General features: G+C 72.5%; 24 protein-coding genes. 16 read left to right on the top strand and 8 right to left on the bottom strand.

Going from position 1 to position 22,591, the window contains the following annotated elements:
* Nucleotides 1–19 precede the first annotated feature (19 nt).
* The 3 genes from budA to HQQ85_RS05095 all read left to right on the top strand — a co-directional run bounded on the left by budA (nt 20) and on the right by HQQ85_RS05095 (nt 2,371).
* Nucleotides 20–757, top strand: a complete 738-nt coding sequence (budA, locus tag HQQ85_RS05105) for an acetolactate decarboxylase (protein ID WP_173181381.1) — start codon at nt 20–22, stop codon at nt 755–757.
* Entirely contained in the window at nt 754–1,314 is a 561-nt protein-coding gene (locus HQQ85_RS05100; RefSeq protein WP_173181380.1) for an MOSC domain-containing protein, read from the top strand. The genes budA and HQQ85_RS05100 overlap by 4 nt, the downstream gene beginning before the upstream one ends.
* A gap of 91 nt (nt 1,315–1,405) precedes the next feature.
* On the top strand, nt 1,406–2,371 hold the full coding sequence (locus tag HQQ85_RS05095; protein ID WP_173181379.1) for an LLM class F420-dependent oxidoreductase: 966 nt from the start codon (nt 1,406–1,408) through the stop codon (nt 2,369–2,371).
* 102 nt (nt 2,372–2,473) lie between these two features.
* Here the strand turns inward: HQQ85_RS05095 and HQQ85_RS05090 are convergent, their stop codons facing one another.
* Together HQQ85_RS05090 and HQQ85_RS05085 are read right to left on the bottom strand one after the other, a co-directional pair.
* Nucleotides 2,474–3,844: an HNH endonuclease signature motif containing protein gene (locus HQQ85_RS05090; protein WP_173181378.1), complete on the bottom strand. Its 1,371-nt coding sequence runs from the start codon at nt 3,842–3,844 to the stop codon at nt 2,474–2,476.
* Nucleotides 3,845–3,956: 112 nt separating this feature from the next.
* The gene (locus HQQ85_RS05085; protein ID WP_173181377.1) at nt 3,957–4,820 is read right to left on the bottom strand and encodes an SDR family oxidoreductase; all 864 of its coding nucleotides are present in this window, start codon (nt 4,818–4,820) and stop codon (nt 3,957–3,959) included.
* Nucleotides 4,821–4,936: 116 nt separating this feature from the next.
* Between HQQ85_RS05085 and HQQ85_RS05080 the strand changes: the two genes are divergently transcribed.
* Nucleotides 4,937–5,335, top strand: coding sequence for a helix-turn-helix domain-containing protein (locus HQQ85_RS05080; RefSeq protein ID WP_173181376.1), 399 nt, complete (start codon nt 4,937–4,939; stop codon nt 5,333–5,335).
* 49 nt (nt 5,336–5,384) lie between these two features.
* Here the strand turns inward: HQQ85_RS05080 and HQQ85_RS05075 are convergent, their stop codons facing one another.
* Complete coding sequence (locus tag HQQ85_RS05075; protein WP_371741765.1) at nt 5,385–6,275, bottom strand: aminodeoxychorismate lyase; 891 nt, start codon at nt 6,273–6,275, stop codon at nt 5,385–5,387.
* A 67-nt stretch (nt 6,276–6,342) separates the two neighbouring features.
* Here HQQ85_RS05075 and HQQ85_RS05070 point away from each other — a divergent pair, with 67 nt between their 5' ends.
* Nucleotides 6,343–8,010, top strand: coding sequence for a CYTH and CHAD domain-containing protein (locus tag HQQ85_RS05070; protein WP_173181375.1), 1,668 nt, complete (start codon nt 6,343–6,345; stop codon nt 8,008–8,010).
* Nucleotides 8,011–8,101: 91 nt separating this feature from the next.
* Entirely contained in the window at nt 8,102–10,720 is a 2,619-nt protein-coding gene (locus HQQ85_RS21445; protein ID WP_173181374.1) for an acyltransferase family protein, read from the top strand.
* A 118-nt stretch (nt 10,721–10,838) separates the two neighbouring features.
* On the opposite strand, the gene HQQ85_RS05060 is transcribed toward HQQ85_RS21445, so the two are convergent.
* On the bottom strand, nt 10,839–12,020 hold the full coding sequence (locus tag HQQ85_RS05060) for a Na+/H+ antiporter NhaA (protein WP_173181373.1): 1,182 nt from the start codon (nt 12,018–12,020) through the stop codon (nt 10,839–10,841).
* Nucleotides 12,021–12,197: 177 nt separating this feature from the next.
* On the opposite strand from HQQ85_RS05060, the gene HQQ85_RS05055 reads away from it, so the two are divergent.
* The 7 genes from HQQ85_RS05055 to HQQ85_RS05025 are packed head-to-tail and all read left to right on the top strand — an operon-like array spanning nt 12,198 to nt 17,706.
* Nucleotides 12,198–12,599 carry an arsenate reductase ArsC gene (locus HQQ85_RS05055; protein ID WP_173181372.1) on the top strand — a complete coding sequence of 134 codons (402 nt, stop codon included), beginning with the start codon at nt 12,198–12,200 and terminating at the stop codon, nt 12,597–12,599.
* Nucleotides 12,600–12,642: 43 nt separating this feature from the next.
* On the top strand, nt 12,643–13,542 hold the full coding sequence (locus HQQ85_RS05050) for a serine hydrolase (protein ID WP_173181371.1): 900 nt from the start codon (nt 12,643–12,645) through the stop codon (nt 13,540–13,542).
* A 54-nt stretch (nt 13,543–13,596) separates the two neighbouring features.
* Nucleotides 13,597–14,646, top strand: coding sequence for a permease (locus tag HQQ85_RS05045; RefSeq protein WP_371741764.1), 1,050 nt, complete (start codon nt 13,597–13,599; stop codon nt 14,644–14,646).
* Nucleotides 14,639–15,466 (top strand): TIGR03943 family protein, encoded by an 828-nt coding sequence (locus tag HQQ85_RS05040; protein ID WP_254069114.1) that lies wholly within the window; start codon nt 14,639–14,641, stop codon nt 15,464–15,466. The genes HQQ85_RS05045 and HQQ85_RS05040 overlap by 8 nt, the downstream gene beginning before the upstream one ends.
* Nucleotides 15,466–16,932, top strand: a complete 1,467-nt coding sequence (locus HQQ85_RS05035; protein WP_173181370.1) for a hypothetical protein — start codon at nt 15,466–15,468, stop codon at nt 16,930–16,932. The genes HQQ85_RS05040 and HQQ85_RS05035 overlap by 1 nt, the downstream gene beginning before the upstream one ends.
* 60 nt (nt 16,933–16,992) lie before the next feature.
* Nucleotides 16,993–17,427: a hypothetical protein gene (locus HQQ85_RS05030; RefSeq protein WP_173181369.1), complete on the top strand. Its 435-nt coding sequence runs from the start codon at nt 16,993–16,995 to the stop codon at nt 17,425–17,427.
* A 24-nt stretch (nt 17,428–17,451) separates the two neighbouring features.
* Nucleotides 17,452–17,706: a three-helix bundle dimerization domain-containing protein gene (locus HQQ85_RS05025; RefSeq protein WP_173181368.1), complete on the top strand. Its 255-nt coding sequence runs from the start codon at nt 17,452–17,454 to the stop codon at nt 17,704–17,706.
* A gap of 100 nt (nt 17,707–17,806) precedes the next feature.
* Here the strand turns inward: HQQ85_RS05025 and HQQ85_RS05020 are convergent, their stop codons facing one another.
* Entirely contained in the window at nt 17,807–18,427 is a 621-nt protein-coding gene (locus HQQ85_RS05020) for a DUF1992 domain-containing protein (protein WP_371741763.1), read from the bottom strand.
* A gap of 242 nt (nt 18,428–18,669) precedes the next feature.
* Here HQQ85_RS05020 and HQQ85_RS05015 point away from each other — a divergent pair, with 242 nt between their 5' ends.
* A complete protein-coding gene (locus HQQ85_RS05015; RefSeq protein ID WP_173181367.1) occupies nt 18,670–18,906 on the top strand; it encodes a hypothetical protein in 237 nt (78 codons plus the stop codon).
* A 110-nt stretch (nt 18,907–19,016) separates the two neighbouring features.
* Here the strand turns inward: HQQ85_RS05015 and HQQ85_RS05010 are convergent, their stop codons facing one another.
* The 3 genes from HQQ85_RS05010 to HQQ85_RS05000 form a co-directional block, all read right to left on the bottom strand.
* Nucleotides 19,017–19,388 (bottom strand): hypothetical protein, encoded by a 372-nt coding sequence (locus HQQ85_RS05010; RefSeq protein WP_173181366.1) that lies wholly within the window; start codon nt 19,386–19,388, stop codon nt 19,017–19,019.
* A gap of 58 nt (nt 19,389–19,446) precedes the next feature.
* Nucleotides 19,447–20,637 carry a zinc-ribbon domain-containing protein gene (locus HQQ85_RS05005; protein ID WP_173181365.1) on the bottom strand — a complete coding sequence of 397 codons (1,191 nt, stop codon included), beginning with the start codon at nt 20,635–20,637 and terminating at the stop codon, nt 19,447–19,449.
* A gap of 227 nt (nt 20,638–20,864) precedes the next feature.
* Nucleotides 20,865–21,203 (bottom strand): ATP-dependent DNA ligase, encoded by a 339-nt coding sequence (locus tag HQQ85_RS05000; RefSeq protein WP_173181364.1) that lies wholly within the window; start codon nt 21,201–21,203, stop codon nt 20,865–20,867.
* A 238-nt stretch (nt 21,204–21,441) separates the two neighbouring features.
* Here HQQ85_RS05000 and HQQ85_RS04995 point away from each other — a divergent pair, with 238 nt between their 5' ends.
* Together HQQ85_RS04995 and HQQ85_RS04990 are read left to right on the top strand one after the other, a co-directional pair.
* On the top strand, nt 21,442–21,825 hold the full coding sequence (locus HQQ85_RS04995; protein ID WP_173181363.1) for a Rid family detoxifying hydrolase: 384 nt from the start codon (nt 21,442–21,444) through the stop codon (nt 21,823–21,825).
* Nucleotides 21,826–21,933: 108 nt separating this feature from the next.
* The gene (locus HQQ85_RS04990; protein WP_173181362.1) at nt 21,934–22,512 is read left to right on the top strand and encodes a GIY-YIG nuclease family protein; all 579 of its coding nucleotides are present in this window, start codon (nt 21,934–21,936) and stop codon (nt 22,510–22,512) included.
* Nucleotides 22,513–22,591 lie beyond the last annotated feature (79 nt).

The raw sequence follows: 22,591 nt of genomic DNA, 5'->3' as shown, positions 1-22,591 counted from the left end.
GTGCGCGAGAATGCCCCTCATGCGCCGATTCCGGGCCGAGAAGGCCGTGCAGCAGTACTCCGTCGTCGACGCGCTCGTCGCCGGCCTCTTCGACGGGGAGTTCACGGTGGCCGAGGTGGCTCGGGGCGGTGACTTCGGGCTCGGCTGCGGCGACCACATGGACGGCGAGCTGGTCGTGCTCGACGGGGTGTTCCGGCTCTTCCACGGCGACGGTACGGTCACGGTGCTGCCGCCGTCGGAGACCCTGGCGTTCGCCGAGGTGGTGCCGTTCCGGGCCGACTCCTCCGAGCCACTCGAGGCCGTCGCCGATCTGGCCTCCCTCGTCGGCGAGGTGCATGCCCGCACGGTGAGCGAGAACGTCTTCCACGCCGTGCGCTTCGAGGGCCGCTTCGGCACGCTGGCGCTCCGCGAGGCGCGGCGCCAGTCGAAGCCCTACCTGCCCCTCGCCGAGGCCGTGCACGACCAGCGCGAGGTCTCGGTGACGGATGCGGTGGGCACGCTCGTGGGGTTCGTCGCCCCGTCCTTCTTTCAGGGCGTGAGCGTCGCGGGCACGCACCTGCACTTCGTCGACGCCTCGGGCGGCGTCGGTGGCCACGTGCTGGGGCTGACGTCGGCGACGGGGGAGCTCGCGATCGAGACGTACTTCGGCGTGAGCATCCGTCTGCCGCATTCGGCGGCCTACCTCGATGCCGACCTCGAGGGCGGCGCCGAGGTGGATGCGGCCATCCGGCACGCCGAGAGCGACCACCAGCGGTGACCGCGGCCGTGACCGCGTACGACGTCGAGATCGTGCACCTGCTGGCCTCGCCACTGCACCGCTACGAAGGCCGGCCCGCCGACGGGCCGCTGCCCCCACCCGGCGGGGTCGACGAGAGCCGCGAGACGATCGAGGTGCGCGCGGGGCTCGGCATCGTCGGCGACCGCTTCTTCGGGCGGAGTCCGGCGCATCGCACGGCGGCCGTGACCGTGATGGCGGTCGAGTCGCTGGAGTGGGTGCAGCAGGCGCTCGGGGTGCAGTCTCCGTTTTCGCTCGCGGCGCCGCGGCGCAACGTCCTGCTGCGCGGGGTCGACGTCGATGCGCTGCGCGGCCAGGAGTTCAGCCTCGACTCAGGGGAGGGGGAGGTGCTGTTCCAGGGGCACCGTCCGGCGAGCCCGTGCGGGTGGATGAACGTGGTGCTGGCCGAGGGGGCGCACAAGGCGTTGCGCGGCCGGGGCGGGGTGCGGGTCGAGCCGCTGTCGAGCGGGACGCTGAGGGTGGGGCCGGCGGTGCTGCGCACACGCGCATCCGTCGCCTGGCAGCCGACGCTCGTCTAGGGCGTTCTGCCTGACTAGTGCGCGTTCTGCCGGGTGGTGCCAGCGTGGAGGGCACCATCGTGCAGGAAGACGTGCAGAACAGGAGAAACCCATGGTGCGCTTCGGCTACACCCTGATGACCGAGCAGAGCGGTCCGAAAGACCTCGTGCGCTACGCCGTCGCCGCCGAGGAGGTGGGCTTCGACTTCGAGGTGTCGAGCGACCACTACTCGCCGTGGCTGACGGAGCAGGGTCACGCTTCGTACGCCTGGACCGTGCTGGGCGCCGTCGCCCAGGCCACCTCGCGCGTCGAGCTCGCGACCTACGTCACCTGCCCCACCGTGCGCTACCACCCGGCCGTCGTGGCGCAGAAGGCCGCGACGCTGCAGCTGCTCTCGGACGGGCGCTTCATCCTCGGGCTCGGTTCGGGAGAGAACCTCAACGAGCACGTCGTGGGAGAGGGCTGGCCGGCCGTCTCGGCGCGGCAGGACATGCTCGAGGAGGCGATCCACATCATCCGGGAGCTGCACACCGGCGAGCTGACGACGTGGGAGGGCGAGTACTTCCGGGTCGACTCGGCACGCATCTGGGATCTGCCCGACGAGGGCGTGCCACTGGCGCTCGCCGTGTCGGGCGAGAAGTCGGTGGCACGGTTCGCGCCGCTGGGCGACCACCTCGTGGCGGTCGAGCCCGACGCCGAGCTGGTGAAGGGCTGGACCGAGACCGCCGGCAAGCCGTCGCGATCGATCGGCCAGATCCCGATCTGCTGGGGCACCGACAAGGAGGCGGCGATCGAGAAGGCGCACGCGCAGTTCCGCTGGTTCGGTGGCGGCTGGGCCGTGAACGCCGACCTGCCGACGCCTGCAGGCTTCGCGGCGGCGAGCCAGTTCGTGCGGCCTGAGGACGTGGCCGGCTCGATCGCGTGCGGGCCCGACCTCGACGAGATCGCAGAGAGCTTCCGGCCCTACATCGAGGCGGGGTTCACCGACATCGCGCTCGTGCAGGTGGGAGACGAGGGTCAGGACGAGTTCCTGGCGACGGCCGCCGGGCCTCTCCTGGAGAAGCTGCGCGCTCTCTGATTTCCTACTGACCCAGCCATGTCCATCTCGGGCAAGCGCGTCAGCGCGCGGCAGCCGTGTACTGCCGCGCGCTTCGCGCTTGCCCTCGGAGTCCGTGGCTGGCTAAGCGGCAGGTCGCTGGATGGTGCGTCGACGCGTGGTCGGGATGGGGTTCTGCTCCGTGTCGACCCATCTCGGTGGAATGAGATGAGGCACCCCGTCGTGCATGGTCAGCTTCCATGGTGATTTGTGCAGGTGCGAATGGTGGAAGTGACAGAGAAGCACGCCGTTGTCGATGTCGGTTCGGCCGGGCGGATGATCGTCTGAAACCCATTCGTTCGCATGGTGTGTTTCGCAGAACGAGGGTGGTCGGTCGCAACTGGGCCATACGCATCCGCCGTCGCGTGCGGCTAGTGCCCGGTTCTGCGCCGCGGTGAAGAGCCGCTTCGCTTTGCCGTGGTAGAGCACCTCGCCCTTGTCGCCGAACAGTGTGGTGGCGGTGGGGGAGGTGCAGCGTAGCTGCGCGACGGTGGAGGCGGGGATGGGCTGGTCTATTCCGTCGATCCACCCGACGCCGCGGCCTGCCAGGAGGTCGTCGAGGGTCATGTGCACGTTGATTGTGGCGATGGCCCCGTTGATGCGAGGCATGTCATCAGCGCCAGCAGCGCGGGCGATCAGCTCAGTCACGGTGTCGGCGTTTTTCTGCGCCTGCGTGCGCCCATCGGCGATCACGTATTCGTCCCCATCGACGAACCGCGGCCCCGTCACGCGCGGGCTCTGCATCGCCCGGATACTCGACAGCCACACCCCGCCCTGCTCGGGCGCCAGCGTGAACGTCCCCCGGTACATCCCATCCGGCGCCAGCGCGATCGTCAGCGACCGCTGCATCTGCAGCACTTCGTCACGTGGCTCCGCACCATCGGGGTCGAGCACCTCGCGCAGGTGAATGGCTGCCCGAAAGGTCTCGTCCGCGGTCAGCCGGCACGAGAGGGTCTGGTCGACGAGGGTCTCCTCGGCGAGGCTCAGAACCTCGGGCGAGCATCCACGGTCGGCGAGCACACTGCACTGCTTCACGATGGCCGCTGCGGCCTCCACCCCGAGCACGCCCTCATCGAGCACGCGAGCGACCGCCGGGAACGGCGCAGGCCCTTCGCCCCCACCCAGCAGCACGGCACCGCGGAGCTTCCGCCCGAGATCGAGCCGCGCCTTACACGCCCGCGCTGACGCCCCGGTGACCTTCGCGACGAGCGCCACCGGGCTGGTGAAGTTCTGCGACCGGCTCAGCCCCTCGTCGCCCAGCTCGCTCCGCGACCGCACCCCCACCTCGCCGGCGGTGAGCACGCCCCCCGCCGACGCGAGCCGTGCGACCGCCTCGAAGTCGGCCATCAACTCCAACACGGCCTCGTCGGAAAGCCCAGCCAGCCTGCTGCGCACGGCACCCAGAACGCCCTGAAGATCGCTGGCGATCCTCTTGAGCTGCGGGTCTGTCTCCATACTGAGATTCTATCAGAAACTCCTGATGAAAGCTCGTTAAATGGAGAGGTTCCACCCTCCCTGCAGCGCCCGGATCGCACTTGTCGACGGGTCGCAGGGAGGGTGAGGCGGGCTACTTCGCGGCGAGGGCCGTGAGGTAGGTCTCGAGGGGCTGGGTGGCGTGACCGATGAGGCGGGCGAGGTCGCCCGAGGTCTCGCCGAGCAGCCCGTCGCGGATGTTGCCGTCGAGCGCGACCACGAAACCGGCCGTGCCGTCGTCGAGGCCCGCGTCCTTGAGTGCCGCGAGGTGCTCCTCCGGCGAGACGGACCGGTAGACGACCGGACGACCACTCGCCGCCGAGGCCGCCGCGGCGAAGTCGTCGCCCGTCCAGGCCGCGTCGCCCGAGAGCTCGTAGACGGCGCCGAGGTGGCCCTCGCTCGTCAGCACGGCGGCGATCGCCTCGGCGTAGTCCGTGCGGGGGGCGCTGGCCACGCGACCGTCGCCGGTGCTCGCGAGGTAGACGCCCGACTCCGCGGCCTGGGCGTAGGAGCCGTCGTAGTTCTCGTGGTACCAGCCGTTGCGGAGCACCGTCGCGGGCACACCCGAGGCGGCGATGGCCTCTTCGGTCGCCTTGTGCTCGGGAGCCAGGATGAGCGTGGTGTCGGTCGCCTTCGGCGCGCTCGTGTAGACGAGCTGTGCCACGCCGGCCCGGGCAGCCGCGTCGATCGCGTTCTGGTGCTGGGCGGCGCGCTGGCCGACCTCGCTACCGGAGACGAGCACGAACTTCTCGGCGCCGGCGAGGGCTGCGTCGAGGGTCGCGGGGTCGGTGAAGTCGATCACGGCGGTGCGCACGCCGGTGGCCTCGGCGAGGGCGGCGAGCTTCTCGGGCGTGCGGCCGGCGGCCACGATGTCGGAAGAGGCGACGCCGCGGGCGAGCAGGTGCTCGACGGCGAGGCGGCCGAGGTGGCCGGTGGCTCCGGAGACGACGATGGTCATGATGATCCTTTCGGGGCCCCGCTCGGGGCCGGTGTCACGAGGGTGAACTGCGTCCCTCCGAAGATACTTCCCGGATCGCTGTACCCACTTTCCGGTAAGTACCCTAAAGTGGCAGCATGGCCGACAGCATCTGGGACGAGATCCACTCCGACACCCCGTCGATCCCGGGCAACCCGTTCGCCTCCGGCTGCCTCAGCCGGGTCGTGCTCGACCACGTCACCAGCAAGTGGGGCGTGCTCGTGCTCGCCGCCCTCGCCAGTGAGCCCATGCGCTGGGGGCAGCTGCACCGTTACGTCGAGGGCATCAGCGAGAAGATGCTCGCCCAGACGCTCCGCCAGCTCGAGAGCGACGGCTTCGTGCTGCGGCAGTCGGCGGGCACGGTGCCGCCCCGGGTCGACTACAGCCTCACGCCGCTCGGCGACGAGCTCGCCGCGCTGCTCATCCCGCTGGTGCGCTGGGTGGGCGACAACGTGCAGCGCACCTCCCTGGCTCAGGGTCTCGCCGAGACGGCTTAGCGCCAGCACCGGCCGGCGCGACCCACCCCGGCCCGGCCAGAACCCCGCCTCAGTGCTCCCCGAGGTACTCGTTCAGCCGCGCCGTCAACTCCCGGTCGACCGCCTTGGCGACCCCGTCGAGCTCGACCACCGGCACCGCGCGACGGATGCTCGACACCAGCCACAGCGCGTCCGCCCGCCCCAGCTCGCTGCTGCGCAGACGCACCGCACCGGTCTCGTAGCCGAGCTCCTCGAGCAACGCGAACGCCCGGCGCTGCGTGGTGCCGGGCAGGATGCCGAGCTCCGCCGAGGGCGTCGTGAACCGGTCGCCCTCTCGCAGCAGCACGCTCGCGGTCGGCGCCTCGAGCACGAAGCCGTCCGAACTGGTGAAGATCACGTCGTCGGCACCCCGCCGCTTCGCCTCGCGGATTGCGGCCGTGTTGACCGCGTACGACAGCGTCTTCGCGCCCTGCAGCAGCCACGGCGAGGTGGCGGCGACGTCGTGCCGGTAGCCGCGATCCAGCGTCACCACGCGCACGCCCTCGACGCGCTCGCGACTGAAGTCGCGGCCGGGCTGCGCGAGGATCCAGCCCGTCGGGGCGTCCTGCCCCTCGATCCCGCGGGTCAGCACGAGCTTCACCGCGAGCAGGTCGACGAGCGGATGCGCGGCCACGGCCGCATCGAAGGCCGCCCGCCACACGGCCCGGCTCGGTTCGGGCAGATCGAGCAGCTTCGCCGAGGCCGCGAAGCGGTCGAGGTGGGCGTCGATCGCCGGGGCCGCTCCTTTCGCGACCATCACGGTCTCGAACACCCCGTCTCCGCGGGTGGCCCCGAGGTCGAGCACGCTGAGGTGGGGGAGGGCCGGGTCGGCCTGGGAGAACGGGGCGGGACGCGCATCCGTCGACCCCTCGGACTCGTCGTCGAGGGGCCGGGTGACCAGAATGAGTACAGGGACGGACACGCCTTCAGTGTGCTCCGCATTCCCGGCCGTGAAAGCGGAACTCGCCGTGAAGGGGTAGACCGGAGCAATGGCTCACACCAGTCAGACAGAGATCGAACGCAAGTACGCCGTCGAGGGCGATCGCGCCCTGCCGTCGCTCGAGGGGGTCGGGCAGACGGCCGGCGTCGCTCAGGTGACGACGCTCGAGCCCTTCACCCTCGAGGCGGTCTACTTCGACACGGCCGAGCTCGCGCTGGCCCGGGCGCGGATCGCCCTGCGGCGGCGGGAGGGCGGGCACGACGCGGGCTGGCACGTGAAGCTCCCGGCCGCCGAGGGCCGCACCGAATTGCAGTGGCCGCTCGGCTCGGGCGACCCGTCCGAGGTGCCGGAGGAGGTCGCCGACACCGTGCGGGTGCATGTGCGCGACCACGGGCTCACCCCGCTCGCCCGGATCGTCACCACCCGGCACGTCACCGAGCTGCGCGACGCCGAGGGCGGGCTGGTGGCCGAGATCGCCGACGACACGGTGCAGGCGACGGATGCCCGGCAGGGCACGGCCCGCGTCTGGCACGAGTGGGAGGCCGAACTCGGCCCCGCCGGGCCCGCCACCGCCGCCGAGCGCACGACGCTGCTCGACGAGATCGAGCGGCACCTGCTCGCGGCCGGAGCCACCGTCTCACCGAGCGTCTCGAAGCTCGCGCAGGCGCTGGGGCGCACGGGGCTCGGATCGGACGAACCGGCACCGTCGTCCCCATCCGTCACCGCGAAGCCGACGGCGGCCGACGTGGTGCGCGCGGGAGTCGCCGAACTCGTGCAGCGGCTCGTCGAGCTCGACCCGGCGGTCAGGCGCGATGACGAGGACGCCGTGCACCGCTTCCGCACGACGGTGCGGCGCCTCCGCAACGTGCTCGCGATCCATCGCGGACTGTTCGACGACGCAGTGGTGGCGGGGCTCCGCGACCGGCTCTCCCGACTCGGCGCGGTGCTCGGCGAGGTGCGCGACCTCGAGGTCCGCGCGGACTGGGCCGCACACGAGCTGGACGCCTTCGCCCGGGAGCGCGGCATCGACGACCCGGATGCGGTGCGCCGGCTGGTCGAGGACACCCGGGCCGAGCACGCGGAGGCGCACCAGCGCCTCGTTCGGGTGCTGGGGCAGGGGCCGTACTTCCGGCTGCTGGAGGACCTGGAGGAGTTCGCCGGCGTCGGGGCGGGCGCGGGCGCGAGCGGCGCAGATGCCCCCGAGGACGGGAAGACCGCCCCCACCTCGCCGAAGAAGGACGCGAAGAAGGCCGTGAAGCGCACCGGTCGCCGGGCGCTCACGAGAGCCGCGCGCATCCGGGAGGCCCTGCCGGTGCTGAGCGACGGCACCGGTGACCGCGACGCCGACACCGACGCTGACGCCGACGGCCCCGAACTGGTCGCCGAGGCCGAGGCGATCGGGGCCCTGCACGACTCGCGCAAGGCCGCCCGCCGGCTGCGCCACGCCGCCGAGTTCTCGACCGACGGCCCCGCGGCCGTGCTCGGCTCCTCGGTCGCGACCGTCGGAGAGTCGGCCGAAGACCTGCAGGACGCCCTCGGCCGGCACCGCGACGCCTCGCTCTTCGCCGAGTTCGTGCTGCTCACCTCGCGCCGGGCCGAGGCGGCGGGGGAGGGCTCGTTCACCTACGGCGTGCTCTACCAGCGTTCGCTCGACCAGGCCCGGCAGGCCCTCGACGCCGCCGACGCGGCGCGCAAGGCCCTCCGCCGCCTGCTCTGAGGAGGACGACCCGCCGGCCCCGCCCGGGCGGCGGGGCGCTCGACCCGCAGCGGAAGGAGAGCGCTCTCCTCCCCGCTAGGATTCTCACGCCATGAACTCCCGCCGTCACGACATCCAGGGCCTCCGCTCCCTCGCCGTGATCGCGGTCATCCTCGACCACGTGATCGGCTGGCCGCTCGGTGGTTTCGCCGGCGTCGACGTGTTCTTCGTCATCTCGGGCTTCCTCATCACCGGCCTGCTGCTGCGCGACGCCGCGGCCGGCACGCTGTCGCTCCGCCGGTTCTACGCGAAGCGGATGCGCCGCATCGCCCCCGCCGCGGTGACCGTGCTCGTCGTCACCACGGCGCTCGCGTGGCTGCTGTTCAACCAGCCGCGCTTCTGGTCGACCGCGTGGGACGCCGTATCGGCCCTCGTCTTCGTCTCGAACTGGCGCTTCGCCGCCCAGGGCACCGACTACTTCCGGCAGGGCGACGCGGTCTCGCCGCTGCAGCACTTCTGGTCGCTCTCGGTCGAGGAGCAGTTCTACCTCGTCTGGCCCGTGCTCGTCGTGCTGCTCGTCGCCCTGATCGGCCGCCGCGTCTCGGCGAAGGACGGTGCCGGGGAGGACGGTGAGGCGGCGGCCACCGGGGACGCTGCGGCACGCGCATCCGCTCGCCCGGTGCGGCGGCAGCGGTGGGTGCTCGGGATCGTGCTGGCGCTGCTCGCGGCGGCGTCGTTCGCCGTGGCGCTCTGGCAGAGCACCGAGAACCCCACGGTCGCGTACTTCTCGACCCTGACGCGGGTCTGGGAGCTCGCATTCGGCGGGCTGCTCGCCGTGACCGCCCCGCTGTTCGCGCGCCTGCCCACGGCGGTGCGCGCGGTGCTCGGCTGGCTGGGCCTTGCCGGCATCGTCGCGTCGCTGCTGCTCGTCGACTCGACGATGGCGTTCCCGGGGCCATGGGCGGCGCCCGCCGTGATCGCCACCGCCGCCGTCATCGTGGCGGGCATCGGCGGCCGGCAGCGCTGGCTGTTCCCGCTCGAGAACCCCGTCAGCGGATTCCTCGGCGACATCTCCTACTCGCTCTACCTCTGGCACTTCCCGGTGCTCGTGTTCGTGCTGCTGCTCGTGCCCGAGCAGTCGCTCGCCGTCACGCTCGCGGTGCTCGGGCTGACGCTCGCGGTGTCGCTCGTGGCCTACTTCCTGATCGAGCAGCCGCTGCACCGCTCGCCCTGGCTGCGCGGCCGCGAGCTCCTCGAGAAGCCGAAGCCGGCCGAGCTGGAACCCGAAGCTGATCCCGAGCCGGCGCAGGTTCAGGATGCGCGGCAGCCCGATCCCGTGCAGCCGACCACCACGACGCGCGAGCCCGCACCCGCACCCGCCGTGGTGCCGCCGCGCCCGGCGACTGCCGCCGCGCGCGCGGGCTCCCCGGTGTCCGATCGCGTGCGCGCCCGGGCACTGGCGGCCGAGGCCGAGCGGGCGAGGCTGCGGGCCGAACTGGCCGCCTCGACCTCCGCACCCACGGCCGTTCCGGAGCGAGTCGCGGCGAAGTCGACGGCCGCGTCCGGCACCGACCGGGAGGCTGGCGCCCCCGAGACTGGGGCCGAGGGCGAGCGCGTCCGCCTCCGCGACGCGCGCCGCACCGCGTGGCAGGGCTGGCGGGAACGCTTCGGTGCGCAGTTCCTCGGCGCCGGCCTCGGGTTGGTCGTGATCGTCGTGGTGATCGCCGTGACCGTTCAGCTCTCGGTCAAGGGGGAGGGGCCGCTCGCCCTCGCGGTGCCGAGCGGGGTTCCCGCGGCGGGGCTGGGCGGGGACGGGCATCCGGAACCCGCCGCCACCGGCGACGGCCAGACCGACCCCGGCGCCGACCCCGCCGCCCCGGTGAACCCCGAGGACGAGCTGCAGGCCGAGCTCTGGAACGCCGCCTCGGCCACCGAGTGGCCGTCCGACCTCTCGCCCTCGATGGACGCCGCCATCTCGGAGACGTCCAGCCGCAACCCCGCGAAGGGCTGCTTCGACCTCGGCGGCACCCCCGACTTCGGGCGCTGCACCTGGGGCAGCGGCGACGCGCCGAACCACATGTACCTCGTCGGCGACTCGACGGCGCTGGCGTACGCGCCGGCCTTCCGCGAGATCGCCGATCGCAGCGGCGGCCAGTGGAAGGTCACCACCGTCGGCCTCTACGGCTGCCGCTTCACCGACGTGCTGGTGCAGAACGACGGCGACGGCGTGATGGACTCCTGCCCGCAGCGGAAGGCCGACGTCACCGCCCAGATCGCCGCCGACGCCCCGCAGCTCGTGGTCGTGTCGAACGCCTACGCCCTCGGCAACGCGGCCGACCGGCAGCCGCTCACCGTCGCCCAGCTGGTGGGCTCGACCATCTCACTGGCGTCGCGGTTCGACACCCCGGGGCACGTCGTCTACCTCGCGCCGCCGCCGCTCGGGGCGAACCTCGGCGCCTGCTACTCGCCCGTGAAGAGCCCCCAGGACTGCACGGCCGGTGTCGACGGCGCCTGGTACGACTTCCAGAAGTCCTTCGAGGCGGGGGTGGCGGCGCAGGGCACCGGCGACCACGTCGTCAGCTCGCTCGGCTTCACCTGCGCGCAGGGCTTCTGCCCGGCCTTCGCGGGTACGATCCCGACGCGCTACGACCAGGTGCACATGACGCCCGAGTACGCGGTGCGGGTGGCCGAGTCGATCCGCTGGGAGCTGGCCGCCCGGGGCGTCATGTAGCTCTCCGGATGCTCGGCCGCCGGTACGGGAGGAGAATCCTGCCGATGAGGCGTATATCGGCCTATCGGCGCGATTCTCCTCCCGTACCGACGTGCCGCGGCCGGGTCGTGTGGCTGGGTCAGGCGGACGCGATGCGGCGCTCGGCCTCGAGGCGCAGGCGGCGGAGCCGCCGGTAGGTGCCCGCGAGGGTCGAGACGAGGATCGCCGCCATCACGATCGAGATGCTCGAGCCGAGCAGCACGGCGAGGGTGCCCTCGTCGGCCACCTCCGGCTGGGCGGCGAACGCGAGCTCGTTCATCAGCAGCGACACGGTGAAGCCGACGCCGCCCAAGGCCCCTGCGGCGAGCAGCCCGTGCAGCGTGAGGTGCGGCCTCTTCTCACGCGGCCCGACGAAGCTCGACAGCCAGCCGCCTAGGCTGATGCCGATCAGCTTGCCCACCGGGAGTGCGACCAGGATGCCCCAGAACGGCGCCGCCAGCTCGCTCGGCGCGACCTGCGGGATCGCCACGAGCGCCGCCGAGAACGCGAACAGCGGGAGGATCGCCCCGTTCGTAATGGGCTCGAGGTGGTGCCGGAGCTTCATGGCGGGCTTCCGCACCATGGCGAGCCCGAGGGCGACACCGGCGATCGTGGCGTGCACGCCCGAGAGGTAGACGAGCGACCACGTCAGCACGGCGGTGACGACCATGGCGGCGGCCACGAGCATCCGGAACCTGGTGCCGAGCAGTCGGCTGAGCAGACCGAATACGACGACGCCGACCGCCCCCAGGACGATCAGCAGCAGGTTCGGGTCGGCGGTGAAGAACACGGCGATGATCAGGATCGCGACGATGTCGTCGAGGATCGCCAGGGCGAGGATGAAGATACGGAGCCTCGACGGGATGCCCTTGCCGAACACCGCCAGCACCCCGAGCGCGAAGGCGATGTCGGTCGCGGTGGGGATCGGCCAGCCGCCCTCGTAGCCCGATCCGGCGGTGATCAGGAGGAAGATCAGGGCCGGCACGATCACGCCGCCGAGCGCGGCGATCGCCGGGCGCACCGCCTTCGAGACGGAGTTCAGCTGCCCGACCGCGAACTCGTTCTTCAGCTCGACGGCCACGACGAAGAAGAAGATCGCGAGGAGGCCGTCGCTGATCCAGTGGCCGACGGAGAGGTCGAGGGGCGTGCCCGGGATGGCGAGATGGGCGTCCTGCATGTCCATCAGCGCGGTGCCGATCGGCGTGTTCGCGGCGATCAGGCCGAGGGCGGCGGCGATGAGGAGGAGGAACGCGGCGACGCGCTCGGAGCGGATGACGGCCATGCGGTGTCCTTGCTGCCACGGGTGGTGGCTCGGTGGGGCATCGAGAGCGGTCGCTCGACCGCCCGCCGACCAGACTTCCCGGCACACCAGAGGCCAGTCTACCGGGGAGGGTCGGGGCCGGCATCCGCTGTTCACCCACCCCGTCTACGATGGGCGCCACCGACCCCTTGGAGCCCCATGAGCGACCCGCGACCCGCCGTGCTGTTCGTCTGCGTGCACAACGCCGGCCGCTCCCAGATGGCCGCCGGGTACCTGCGGGCCCTCGCCGGCGACCGTATCGACGTGTTCTCGGCCGGCAGCGAGCCGGGCGACGCCGTGAACCCCGCGGCCGTCGCCGTGATGGCCGAGGAGGGCATCGACCTCGCGGGGGCCGTGCCGCAGATCCTCACGACCGATGCCGTGCAGCAGGCCGACGTCGTCATCACGATGGGCTGCGGTGACGCCTGCCCGATCTTCCCCGGCAAGCGGTACGAGGACTGGGAGCTCACCGACCCCGCCGGGCAGCCGGTCTCGGTCGTGAGGGACGTGCGCGACGACATCCGCGGCCGCGTCGAGCGGCTCATCGCGACCCTCGTCTGAGGCGAGGTTCGCCACTGTCGGGGGTGCCTGGTTGACTCGGGGCATGACTCGCGCCGATGACGTCCTCGCCCGTTTCGTCGCCGGTGTCGACGCCGAGCAGCTCGCCGCTCACGGTGTGCACGTGCTGGTCGGCGACGACGAGGCCCGGCGCCGCTGGCGCAGCGACGACCGCGAGAACCTCTACTCGGTCTCGAAGGGCGTCTGCGCCATCGCCGCCGGCATCGCGGCCGACGGCGGCCTGATCGCCCTCGACAGCACGGTCGGCGAGCTGCTCGGCGACACGGTGCCGGTGCTCGGCGAGGGCGTCGAGGCCGTCACCGTCGAGCACCTGCTCACCATGACCAGCGGCATCGACTTCCGCTGGTTCGCGCACCAGTCCGTGCCCTGGCCCGACCTCGCCCAGCAGATGCTCGGCCGGCCGACCGCGGGCCCCGGTTCCGTCTTCCAGTACAGCGACGCCAGCACCTGCGTCGCGATGCGGATGCTCGCCCGCGCGATCGGCGGCGACGTGCGCGACTGGCTCCTGCCGCGCCTCTTCGACCCGCTCGAGCTGCACAACCCGCAGTGGCTCCGCTGCCCGCTCGGTCACGTCATGGGCGGCAGCGGCCTGGAGCTGCGCACCGACGAGCTCGCCCGTCTCGGCCGGCTGCTGCGCGACCGCGGCCTGTGGCGGGGCGAGCGCCTCGTCTCGGCCGAGTGGGTCGACCGGATGCTCGACACCCGTGTCGACACCGCCGGCGCCGCCCCCTACCTCCGCTACGGCCTCGCGGTCTGGGCCGGCCCCGGTGAGTGCCGCCGCCTCGACGGCCGCTACGGGCAGTACGTCGTGATCGACGACGCGCACGACGCCGTCGTCACGATCACCGCGCACGAGGAGCACCGCGACGCCCGGCTGCAGGAGCTCGCAGGGGAGGCCCTCGCGGGGGAGGCGCTCGCGGGCTAGGCCGACACGCCGTTCCCAGGGACGTCAGGTCGCCCTGCCCTACGCTGGCTCCTTGTGACGAGCGACGTGCTGCCGCCCCGCACCCGGGCCCCCCGATCCCGCACCGCGCTCCGCGGTCTCGTCGTCGGCGCCGTGCTCGCGGTGGCGCTGCTCGTGCTCCGGGCCGTCTCGGCGACGTGGGGGGCGGATGCTCTTCCCGACCGCATCCGCGACTTCGTCACCCTATCGGTGAGCGTCGTGATCGAGTCGCTGCCGTTCGTGTTCCTCGGCATCCTGATCTCGGTGGTGGTGCGGTTCTGGGTGCCCGATCACGTCATCCATCGCATCATGCCCCGGAACCCGGCGCTCAGGCGCGTGGTGATCTCGCTGGTCGGCGTGCTGCTGCCGGTATGCGAGTGCGGCAACGTGCCGCTCGCCCGCGGCTTCATGATGAAGGGCTTCACCGTGCCGGAGGCGATGACCTTCCTGCTCGCGGCGCCCATCCTGAACCCCGTCACCATCGTCACGACCTACCAGGCCTTCGGCTGGAACGACGGCATCCTGATCGGGCGGATCGCGGGCGGCTTCGTGATCGCGAACCTGGTCGGCTGGCTGTTCAGCCGGCACCCGCGACCCGAGCTGCTGCTGACGCCCGCGTTCGAGGAGGCCTGCCGGATCGGCGACGGCGACCACGGCCATGAGCACGGACGGGCCGGGCAGCTGGCGAAGCTGCGGCGCGGTGTCGTCGCCTTCGCCGACGAGACATCCACCATGCTGCCCGCGCTGATCGTCGGCTCGGCGATCGCCGGCGCCATCCAGGTCGGGCTCTCGCGCGACGTGCTCACGGCGCTCGGCAGCAACCCGATCTGGTCGGTGCTCGCCCTGATGCTGCTGGCGTTCGTGATCGCGATCTGCTCCAACGTCGACGCCTTCTTCATCCTCGCCTTCGGTTCGACCTTCCTGCCCGGCGGGGTGGTCGCATTCCTCGTGTTCGGGGCGATGGTCGACGTGAAGATGATCACGCTGCTGCGCACCACCTTCACCACCGGCGCCCTCGTGCGGCTCGTCGCCGTGGTGGCCCTCGCCTCCCTCGCCCTCGGATTCGGAGTGAACCTTCTTGCGTGACCGACTGCTCACCCGCTGGCGCGGCATCCTCCTCTCGCTCGTCGGGATCGTCGCCATCATCTGGCTCGCCGTGACCGGCCAGCTCGGTCTGTACATCCACCCGCGCTACTACGAGTTCACGGTGATCATGGCGGTGCTCGCGGGTGTCGTGGTGCTCGCGGCGTTCGCGATCGTGCCGACGGCGACCGAGGCCGATCACGACCACGAAGGCCACGATCACGACCACGACCACGACCACGACCACGAAATCCACGACCACGACCACGAAGGCCACGATCACGAGCGCGGACGACGCCGGGACACCGTCTGGGCCGTCGCCGCCGGCGTCGTGATCGCCGCCACCGTCGGCGCCCTCCTGATCGTCCCGCCCTCGACGCTCACCACCGCCACCGTCGACCAGCGCGACCTGAACGCCTCCGCTGCCGTCACCGACACCAGCGCGACCGAGACCCTCGTGGGCAGCGACACGGCCGCCTTCACTATCAAGGACTGGGCCTCGCTCCTTCGTCAGGGCGCCGGCGAGGACTACTTCGCCGGCAAGTCCGCCACCCTCACCGGCTTCGTCACCCCCGATCCCACCGACCCCGACGACGTCTTCTACGTCGCCCGCTTCGCCGTCACCTGCTGCGCCGTCGACGCCCAGCCCGTCGGCGTGCCCGTCTACCTGCCGGGATGGCAGGACAGCTACGCGGTCGACACGTGGGTCGAGGCATCCGGAACCTTCGGCACCAACCCCAGCACCTCGAGCAGCCAGCCCATCGTCTTCGAGCCGGCCGACATCACCCCCGTCGACCAGCCCGATGAGCCCTACGTCTACTGATGGCCCGCCGCCTGATGGCCCGTGCTCGGGCCGCCTCCGCCCCCTCGCACGAGCGTGCCGAGCGCTCCCAGCTGCGCCGCTTCCGCCGCACCAGCGCCGTCACCCTCGTCGTGCTCGCCCTGGCGGCGGCCGGCCTCGGCACCGCAGCCGTGCTTCGCGGTCCGACCCTGCAGGCCGGCTCGGTGAACCCGGCCGCCACCATCACGCGCCCCGATCAGAAGCTCGTGCTGCACGCCGACCAGCCGCTCGAGTCGGTCGACGCCTCGCAGGTGACGGTGACACCGGCAGCACCCTTCACCCTCGACTCCTCGGGCGCAGACGTGACCCTGACGTTCGGGGCGGTCCTCGACTATGCCACCGACTACGCCGTGCGGGTCGACGGGGTGACCGGCGACGGCACGGGCCTGACCGGCACCATCGACTACTCCTTCCGTACCCCCGACATCGACGTCTACAGCCTGCTGCGGCGCGGCGGGGCGGCGGCCGGCGCCGACAAGCCCGACGACCAGATCCTGCGGTCAAGCCTCGCGTCGGGCGCGGATTCGTCGACCGACGTGGTGCTCGAGGCCCCGCGCATCCAGCAGTACGCCGTCGCCGGAGACGCCCTCGCGGTCATCCTGCTCGACGCCGAGGGCGGCAGCACGCTCGCGGTCGCCCAGGCCGGGGCGACGCCGGCGACGGTGTTCACGCCGACGGGCTCGCGCATCCAGAACCTGCACGCCTCGGCGACGGCCGGCCTGTTCGGCTACACGGTGAACGGGGGTCAGGATGCGCAGGGCCGCGTCTACCAGAACGCCCTGTTCACCTTCGACCCCCTCGACGCCTCCGGGCGCCCGAAGGAGGTGACCGGCTTCGACGGCTCGCCGCTGAGGGTGGTCGACTGGCAGTTCGTACCGGGAAGCTCGGCGCTCGTCGCCCAAAGCACCGACCAGCAGCTCTACCTCATCGACCCGCTCGGCAGCGGCGGGCCCACGCCGCTCGGCCGGCACGTCGAGATGCGCGACTTCCTCGCGGGCGGGCTGAAGCTCGTGGTCGCCGATCCGGCCGGCACCTCGACGATCGACCTCGCCGACGGCACCGTCGAGCCGCTCGACCAGGCGGTTCCGGATGCGGATCCCGCCCTCTACCCCGGGGCCATCGCCACCCTGCCGAACGGTGCCACGGTGCGCCAGTACGACGCGGTCGACTACTCGTCGGGGTCGGCGGCGCAGTCGTCGGTGATCCTCTATGCCGATGAGGCGGGGACGCGCGAGCTGTACCGGCCCGCGGCGGCCGGCTCGCGCATCCGGAGCTTCTGCCTCTCGCCGAACGGGCAGTATCTGGCGGTCGAGACGATCGCCGGCGGCGCGGTCGGGGACGGGTACGCGCTGCCAGGCTATTCGGAGATGACGACGTACTTCGTCGAGGTCGCGACCGGCGCCGTGGAGCGCGGGGTGCCGGGGTTCCAGCCTGATTGGTGCGGCTAGGGCATCCGTCGCCTACTCGACGTTCATCTCCGGTCAACCCGGTCACGGCATGATGGCGCCATGCGGAGCCATTTCTCTGGGGTCGTGGTGTGGCCGGTCGTCGGCGTGCTGGCGATGGTGCTGACGGTCGAGGAGTGGGACATGTCCGGGCCGGCGGTGGCCGGGGTGCTGCTGGGCACTGCGGCGGCGTACGCGCTCTGCGGACTGCTGCTCTGGGTGCCCGCCGCCGCGTGGGTCTCTCGACGCCTGCCGCTGCGGCCCCGGGGGCTGCGCGTCGTTCTGTTCGCGGTGGGCCTGTTCGCACTGCTGGGCGCCGTCATCGGCGCCGGGGTCTGCGGACTCCTGGTGCTGGCGTCGGGCAACGCGACGTGGCCCTCGTCGCTCGGGGTGGTGGCGCAGAACGGCGCGGCGGCGGGGGTCGCATCGGTGCTCGGGTGGGTGGTGACGTCGGCTGTCCGCAGGCTTCGGGGTCGGTCGGTCGACCCCGGCCGTTAACCCGGTGGTGCCAGACTGCGGCACATGGCCAGAGAAGTGACGGACGAAGAGACCATCGAGCAGATCGTCGACCGCCTGCAGCAGCGGTTCCCCGATCGGCCGCGCGCGGACATCGAGCAGGCCACGCGGGCCGAGTTCACCGAGCTGGCGGGGCGGCCGGTGCGGGACTATCTCGCGATCCTCGTGGAGCGGTCGACGAAGAAGCGGCTGAAGAAGGGTGCGGCGTCGGAATCCGAGGTTCAGGACGCCCCCGGCGCCCAGGACGCCCCCGGCGCCTGATCTCCCGCAGCGTCCGTCGGATCGGACGCGATCACGGCTTTCCGGGCTCGTGACATTGCGCGCGATCGCAGCTTGACTTCTGCCGGCAGGGGTCCGCGCGTCACCAGCCGTCGCGCAGGCGGCGGGCGCGGAGGGCGCGGCGGCGTTCCCGCCACGGGAGTGCGGCGATCTCCGCGTCCTCCCGCTCGCGGGCTTCCCGGGCGACGCGACCGCGCTCTTCGCGCCGACTGCGCCACGCCGCCACCTCGGCGTCGACGTCGCGCGTCGCCGTCACCACCGGCGGACCGCCCTGCAGCTGCCGCCGCGCCTCGATCACCCGGCGGTTGAAGTCGCCGAGCAGTTCTCTCACGGCGTGCTCGCTGTGGGTGGCGTCGAGGCGGGCGTCGAGCTCGGCGTCCTCGGTGCGGAGGGTGAGCGCGGGCGGGCCGAGCCCGGTCAGGCGTTCCCGCTCGATCTTCTGCCGGATCCACCAGTCCGGGTCGTACGTTCCCCCGAGCCCCGTCAGCGGCTTCCCGGCGCCCGGCAGGTCATCGAAGTCGCCCCGCCGCATGGCCTGCGCGATCTGGATCTCGACGTACTGCGCCCGCTGCTCCATGGTCGGCCGCCCGGCGTCGTCGGCCTCGGGCTCGTCCGTGTCGCCGGTGCCCGTGCGGTAGCGGGCGGCCTTCAGCCGCGGATCGGCGACCCGCCCGTCATCTCGCTTCGACCTGTCCTGCACCACTCGTTCAAGCGTAGAACGATTCCACAGTTCTCGGTCGCGACCCCCACGGCCGCCGCCCAGCCGCGAGCATCGCTGCATGAGCACAAGTACACCTGCGCATCCACCCGGTCATCGTCGTCGTCATCGTCACAGCGCGACACATGACGACGAAGTGACGTCACACCGGATGCTCGTCCCACCCGCTCGCCTACGGTGACCAGCACAGGCCGACGAGGGCGGCCACCGACCACGAGGAGAACCCCATGACCAACCGCGTGTGGACGACGCAGCACATCGACCACCGCCGGCGCCTGCACGCCCGCATCGACACCATCGCCGGACCGTCCCCGGCCGCCGCGGCGCGCCTCCGCCTGGCGCTCTACACGGTGACGCACGAGGCCGACACCGGCGTGCTCGACGCCGAGCTCCTCACCCTGGCGCTCGACGAACTCGACGCGGCCCTCACCGCTGCCGCCCGAGCGGCCCCGCGCGCCGCGTGACCCTCTTTCCCGCCACCGCCCGATCGTCGCCCTGCGCCGCGTGACGCTCTTTTCCGCCACGGCCCGATCGGCGCCCTGCGCCGCGCGACGCTCGTCAGCGCGTGTTCGCCTCAGCGCGCTTCGTCGTCCCGGTCGCCGGTGGGTGGGCTGGCGGTAGACCGCTCGGCGGTGGGTGGGCTGGCGGTAGACCGCTCGGCGGCGTGTGGAGAGGCGGTCGATGGCCTGTCTGCGGGCGGGGTCGTGTCGTCGAGGAGGTAGGCGCCGGGGGTGGTGTCGGGGCGGAGGCTGCTGCCTCGCGCCGACGGTGAGCGCGAGGATGGGGTGCCGGGAGTGCGGCCGCGGGCAGGGCCCGTCGAGAAGTCGCCGCGTCGGGCGGCTGCGGCCATCCGGATCAGGCGCCACGCCACCAGCGCGAAAACGACCAGCACCGCGACGAGCACGATCACCCAGAACGCCACCCCGACGCGGTCGACCCACTCCATGCCCTCAGGCTACCGCCCGCGCCTCACCACGATTCGAGGAGCTGACGACGGGGCGGGCTCAGCGGAGGTAGGCGTTCACGAACAGGTCGCCGCGGATGGTGCGGAGCGTGTCTATCAGCGAGTCGATCAGTCGGGCGGTGACGCCCGAGGCCACGATGTCGTGCGGGCCGAGGGTCTGCAGCTTGCCGCAGCGCACCCGGACGACCTCCCAGTCGACGGCGCGGAGCATGCGGTCCTTGCGGCGGTCGGTGTCCTCGCGGGGGCCGACGTGCTCGAGGCCGAAGCGGCCGACGGTGTCGTACTCGATCGCCACCCGCAGTTCGGGGATGACGATGTCCGGCCACACCTCCGTGCGCCCGAAGAACGGCCGGGTCACGGCCACGGCGTTGGCCCGCTCGGGGGAGAGGTCGAGGTCGAACCGCTCGGCGAGGCGGCTTCGCAGCTCGGCCTCGGCCGCCGAGGCCGTGCGCGGGGCGCGCGTGCTGTGGAACGCGTCGCCGGCCCGGTGGCGGGGGTCGGTGCGCACGTCCTCGCTCCGAACCTCCGCTCCGGGCATGGCGGGTGGGGGCGGATGCGCGGGCCCGACGCTCTCCGCGGGCGACTCCGGCAGCGGCGGCACCACGAAAGGCGCCACCGCCAGCCGCACGATCCCCGCCCTGGCGCGGCGCGCGGCCGCCCCGACCCCCGGCCCCGCCGGCGGCAGCGGATCCGCGGCCCGCTCCGACCGCGCCGCCCCCCGATACGCCGTGGGGCCGCTGGCCCGCCCGTCCCGGCGTGAGCTCCGAGTCCCACCGGTAGCCGTCACGCGGCTGCCGGGACGCGTCGCCCGCGACAGAGGCCTCGATTCGACTCCGGCGAGGGGATCCGGCGTCGGGGTCACGGCGGCTGCCGGGCCGTCGAGGGGGACCGCCGGGCCCGGGAAGGGCTTGGGCGGGCGGCGGGGGGCCGCCAGGTCGGAGCAGGTGGGGCACCAGACCGAGCGGCGCCGCTGGCCGCCGCCGGGGCGGGAGCGCTGCTCCGCGGGGGTGGCGATGAAGACGTGGCCGGACTCGCACTGCCATGTCAGGTAGACGTCCGCCGCCGGCGGCACCTGGGTGAGCGTGATCATGCGGTTCAGATCGGGGTGGTACTGACGCACGAGCACGGGGTAGGGCGCCCAGTCGTCGCGATAGGTGCCGACGGCGTAGGGCACGTCGCTGCCCTTCGAGCGCTGGCGTCGCGACCACCAGGCGTCGATGCTCTCGGGCACGCCCGCGCTCCTCTCCGGCCGCCGTGCGCGGCGGCCGCTCCGACCCTACGAGCGACCACCGACATCCGACGCCGCGTGCCGATACCGCATCCGCCGCTGATAGCCGCCGCCGACATCCGGCCTCGACATCCGCCGCCGGCCAGCGACGCCTATCACGCCGCCCGGCCACGAAGACCGGCCGCGAAGACAGGCCGCGAATCGACGGCGGGTAGCGCCGAACGTTCCGCTCAGCCGGGCAGTGCCGCCGCCGACCCGTCGGCCGAGGGCTCAGCCGCGGGTTCAGGGAGCAGCTGCAGCCCCGAGGCCGAGTTTGCGGACAGCATCAGCGCCTCGACCCAGCGGCGGTTGATCGCCGGAGGCCGACCGCCGAACGACTTGAACACGAGCGGGACGGCCGGGTGGATCCAGATGGACGTGCGCCCGTCGCCCAGCTGACCGTCGTCCTTCCACGAGAACGTGAACGACTCCCCGCGGCGCAGCTTCGCGCCGATCACGACCTGAAGGTGCGCGATCACCCGATCGTCGAAGTCGACCGTCAACGACGAGTCGTAGATGAGCTTGCCCACGGGTGTCCTTTCGCGGCCCGCTCGCCGGCGCGCCCGTCCCAGGGTTTCACGTCCCACCCTGCCGTTCCAACACGCCCCGGGGCTCGATCCCGGCGGTTCGTTTTCGGACCCGCCCGAAGCGGGCGCCGGCACCTCACCGTGCCTGCGGACAGACTTCCGCGAGGCTCTCGAAGCCGTTCGCGGCATAGCCGCCGAGGCGCCCGCCGCCAGCGGGGGCCCGCCGTGGCAGGATCGGGGCATGCCCAGACAGACCGTCCACGCGAACGACGCCCCCGCCGCCGTCGGCCCCTACTCCCACGCCGCGACCGGGCAGGGGCGCGAGCTGCTGTACCTCTCGGGCCAGACCCCGATCGACCCGGCGACCGGACGTCTGGTCGACGGCGACGTCGTCGCCCAGACCGAACGCGTGTTCGCCAACCTCGGCCTGGTGCTCGCTGCCGCCGGCCGCACGCTGGTCGACGCCGTGAAGGTCAACGTCTACCTCACCTCCATGGAGGACTTCGCGGCGATGAACGGGGTCTACGAGCGGATGTTCGACGCGCCGTATCCCGCCCGCACCACCGTCGCCGTGGCCGGCCTGCCGCTCGGCGCCCGCATCGAGATCGAGCTCGTCGCCGCCTGAGGCACCCGCCCGGGTGCAACCCGCCCGCCGCACGCCGCCCGCCGCACGCGGAACACATGGCCTACCGCGCCGCCCGCCGGTGTCGGAGGCTCGCGATAGCGTGCGGGCATGGACGATCCGAGCGCCGGCTGCGGCGCGGCCGACCCGAGCGGCGGGAGCGGCCGGTGCGCCCGACCGGTTGTCGTCGAGGCCGGGCTAGGGCTCTGCGAGGAGCACCTGCTGCGCGCCTCCGAGTGGGTCGCGGGTGAGGTGGGAGTCACCGACGTGCTGCCGTCGCCATGTCCGGCCTGCGGGTCACGGCTCGGCGTGAGGTGGCCGTCGGGGTGGCTGTGCGCGGTGTGCGAGTGGCGGCTGCACGAGCATCCTGATCCGGATGCGCGGCCGGTGCGGGTGGACGTCGTGTACTACATCCGCTCACGGGGCCGGATCAAGATCGGCACCTCGGCCAACCCGCGATCGCGGCTCGGGCAGCTGCACTACGAGGAGCTGCTCGCGTTCGAGCGCGGTGACCGGCGGCTGGAGCAGCGGCGGCATCAGCAGTTCGCGGCGCATCGGGCCGGGCGGGAGTGGTTCGACGAGCACGACGCGCTGCTGGCGCACATCGACGTGCTGCGCGCGGGCGCGACCGACCCGTGGGACCAGCACCGCCGCTGGCTCAGCGAGGCCGCCGCCCTCGCCGGCCACTAGCCCCACCGACCGGCCGACGCCCACTGCCCTGCCCGACGACCCACTGCACCGCCCCCACCGCACGGCTCGATGCCCCTAC

The sequence above is a fragment of the Herbiconiux sp. VKM Ac-2851 genome (assembly GCF_013205105.1).
GTDB classification, from domain to species: Bacteria; Actinomycetota; Actinomycetes; order Actinomycetales; family Microbacteriaceae; genus Herbiconiux; species Herbiconiux flava.
The sequence above is the reverse complement of the archived record's forward strand: the minus strand, read 5'-3'. Positions and strand labels throughout refer to the sequence as shown.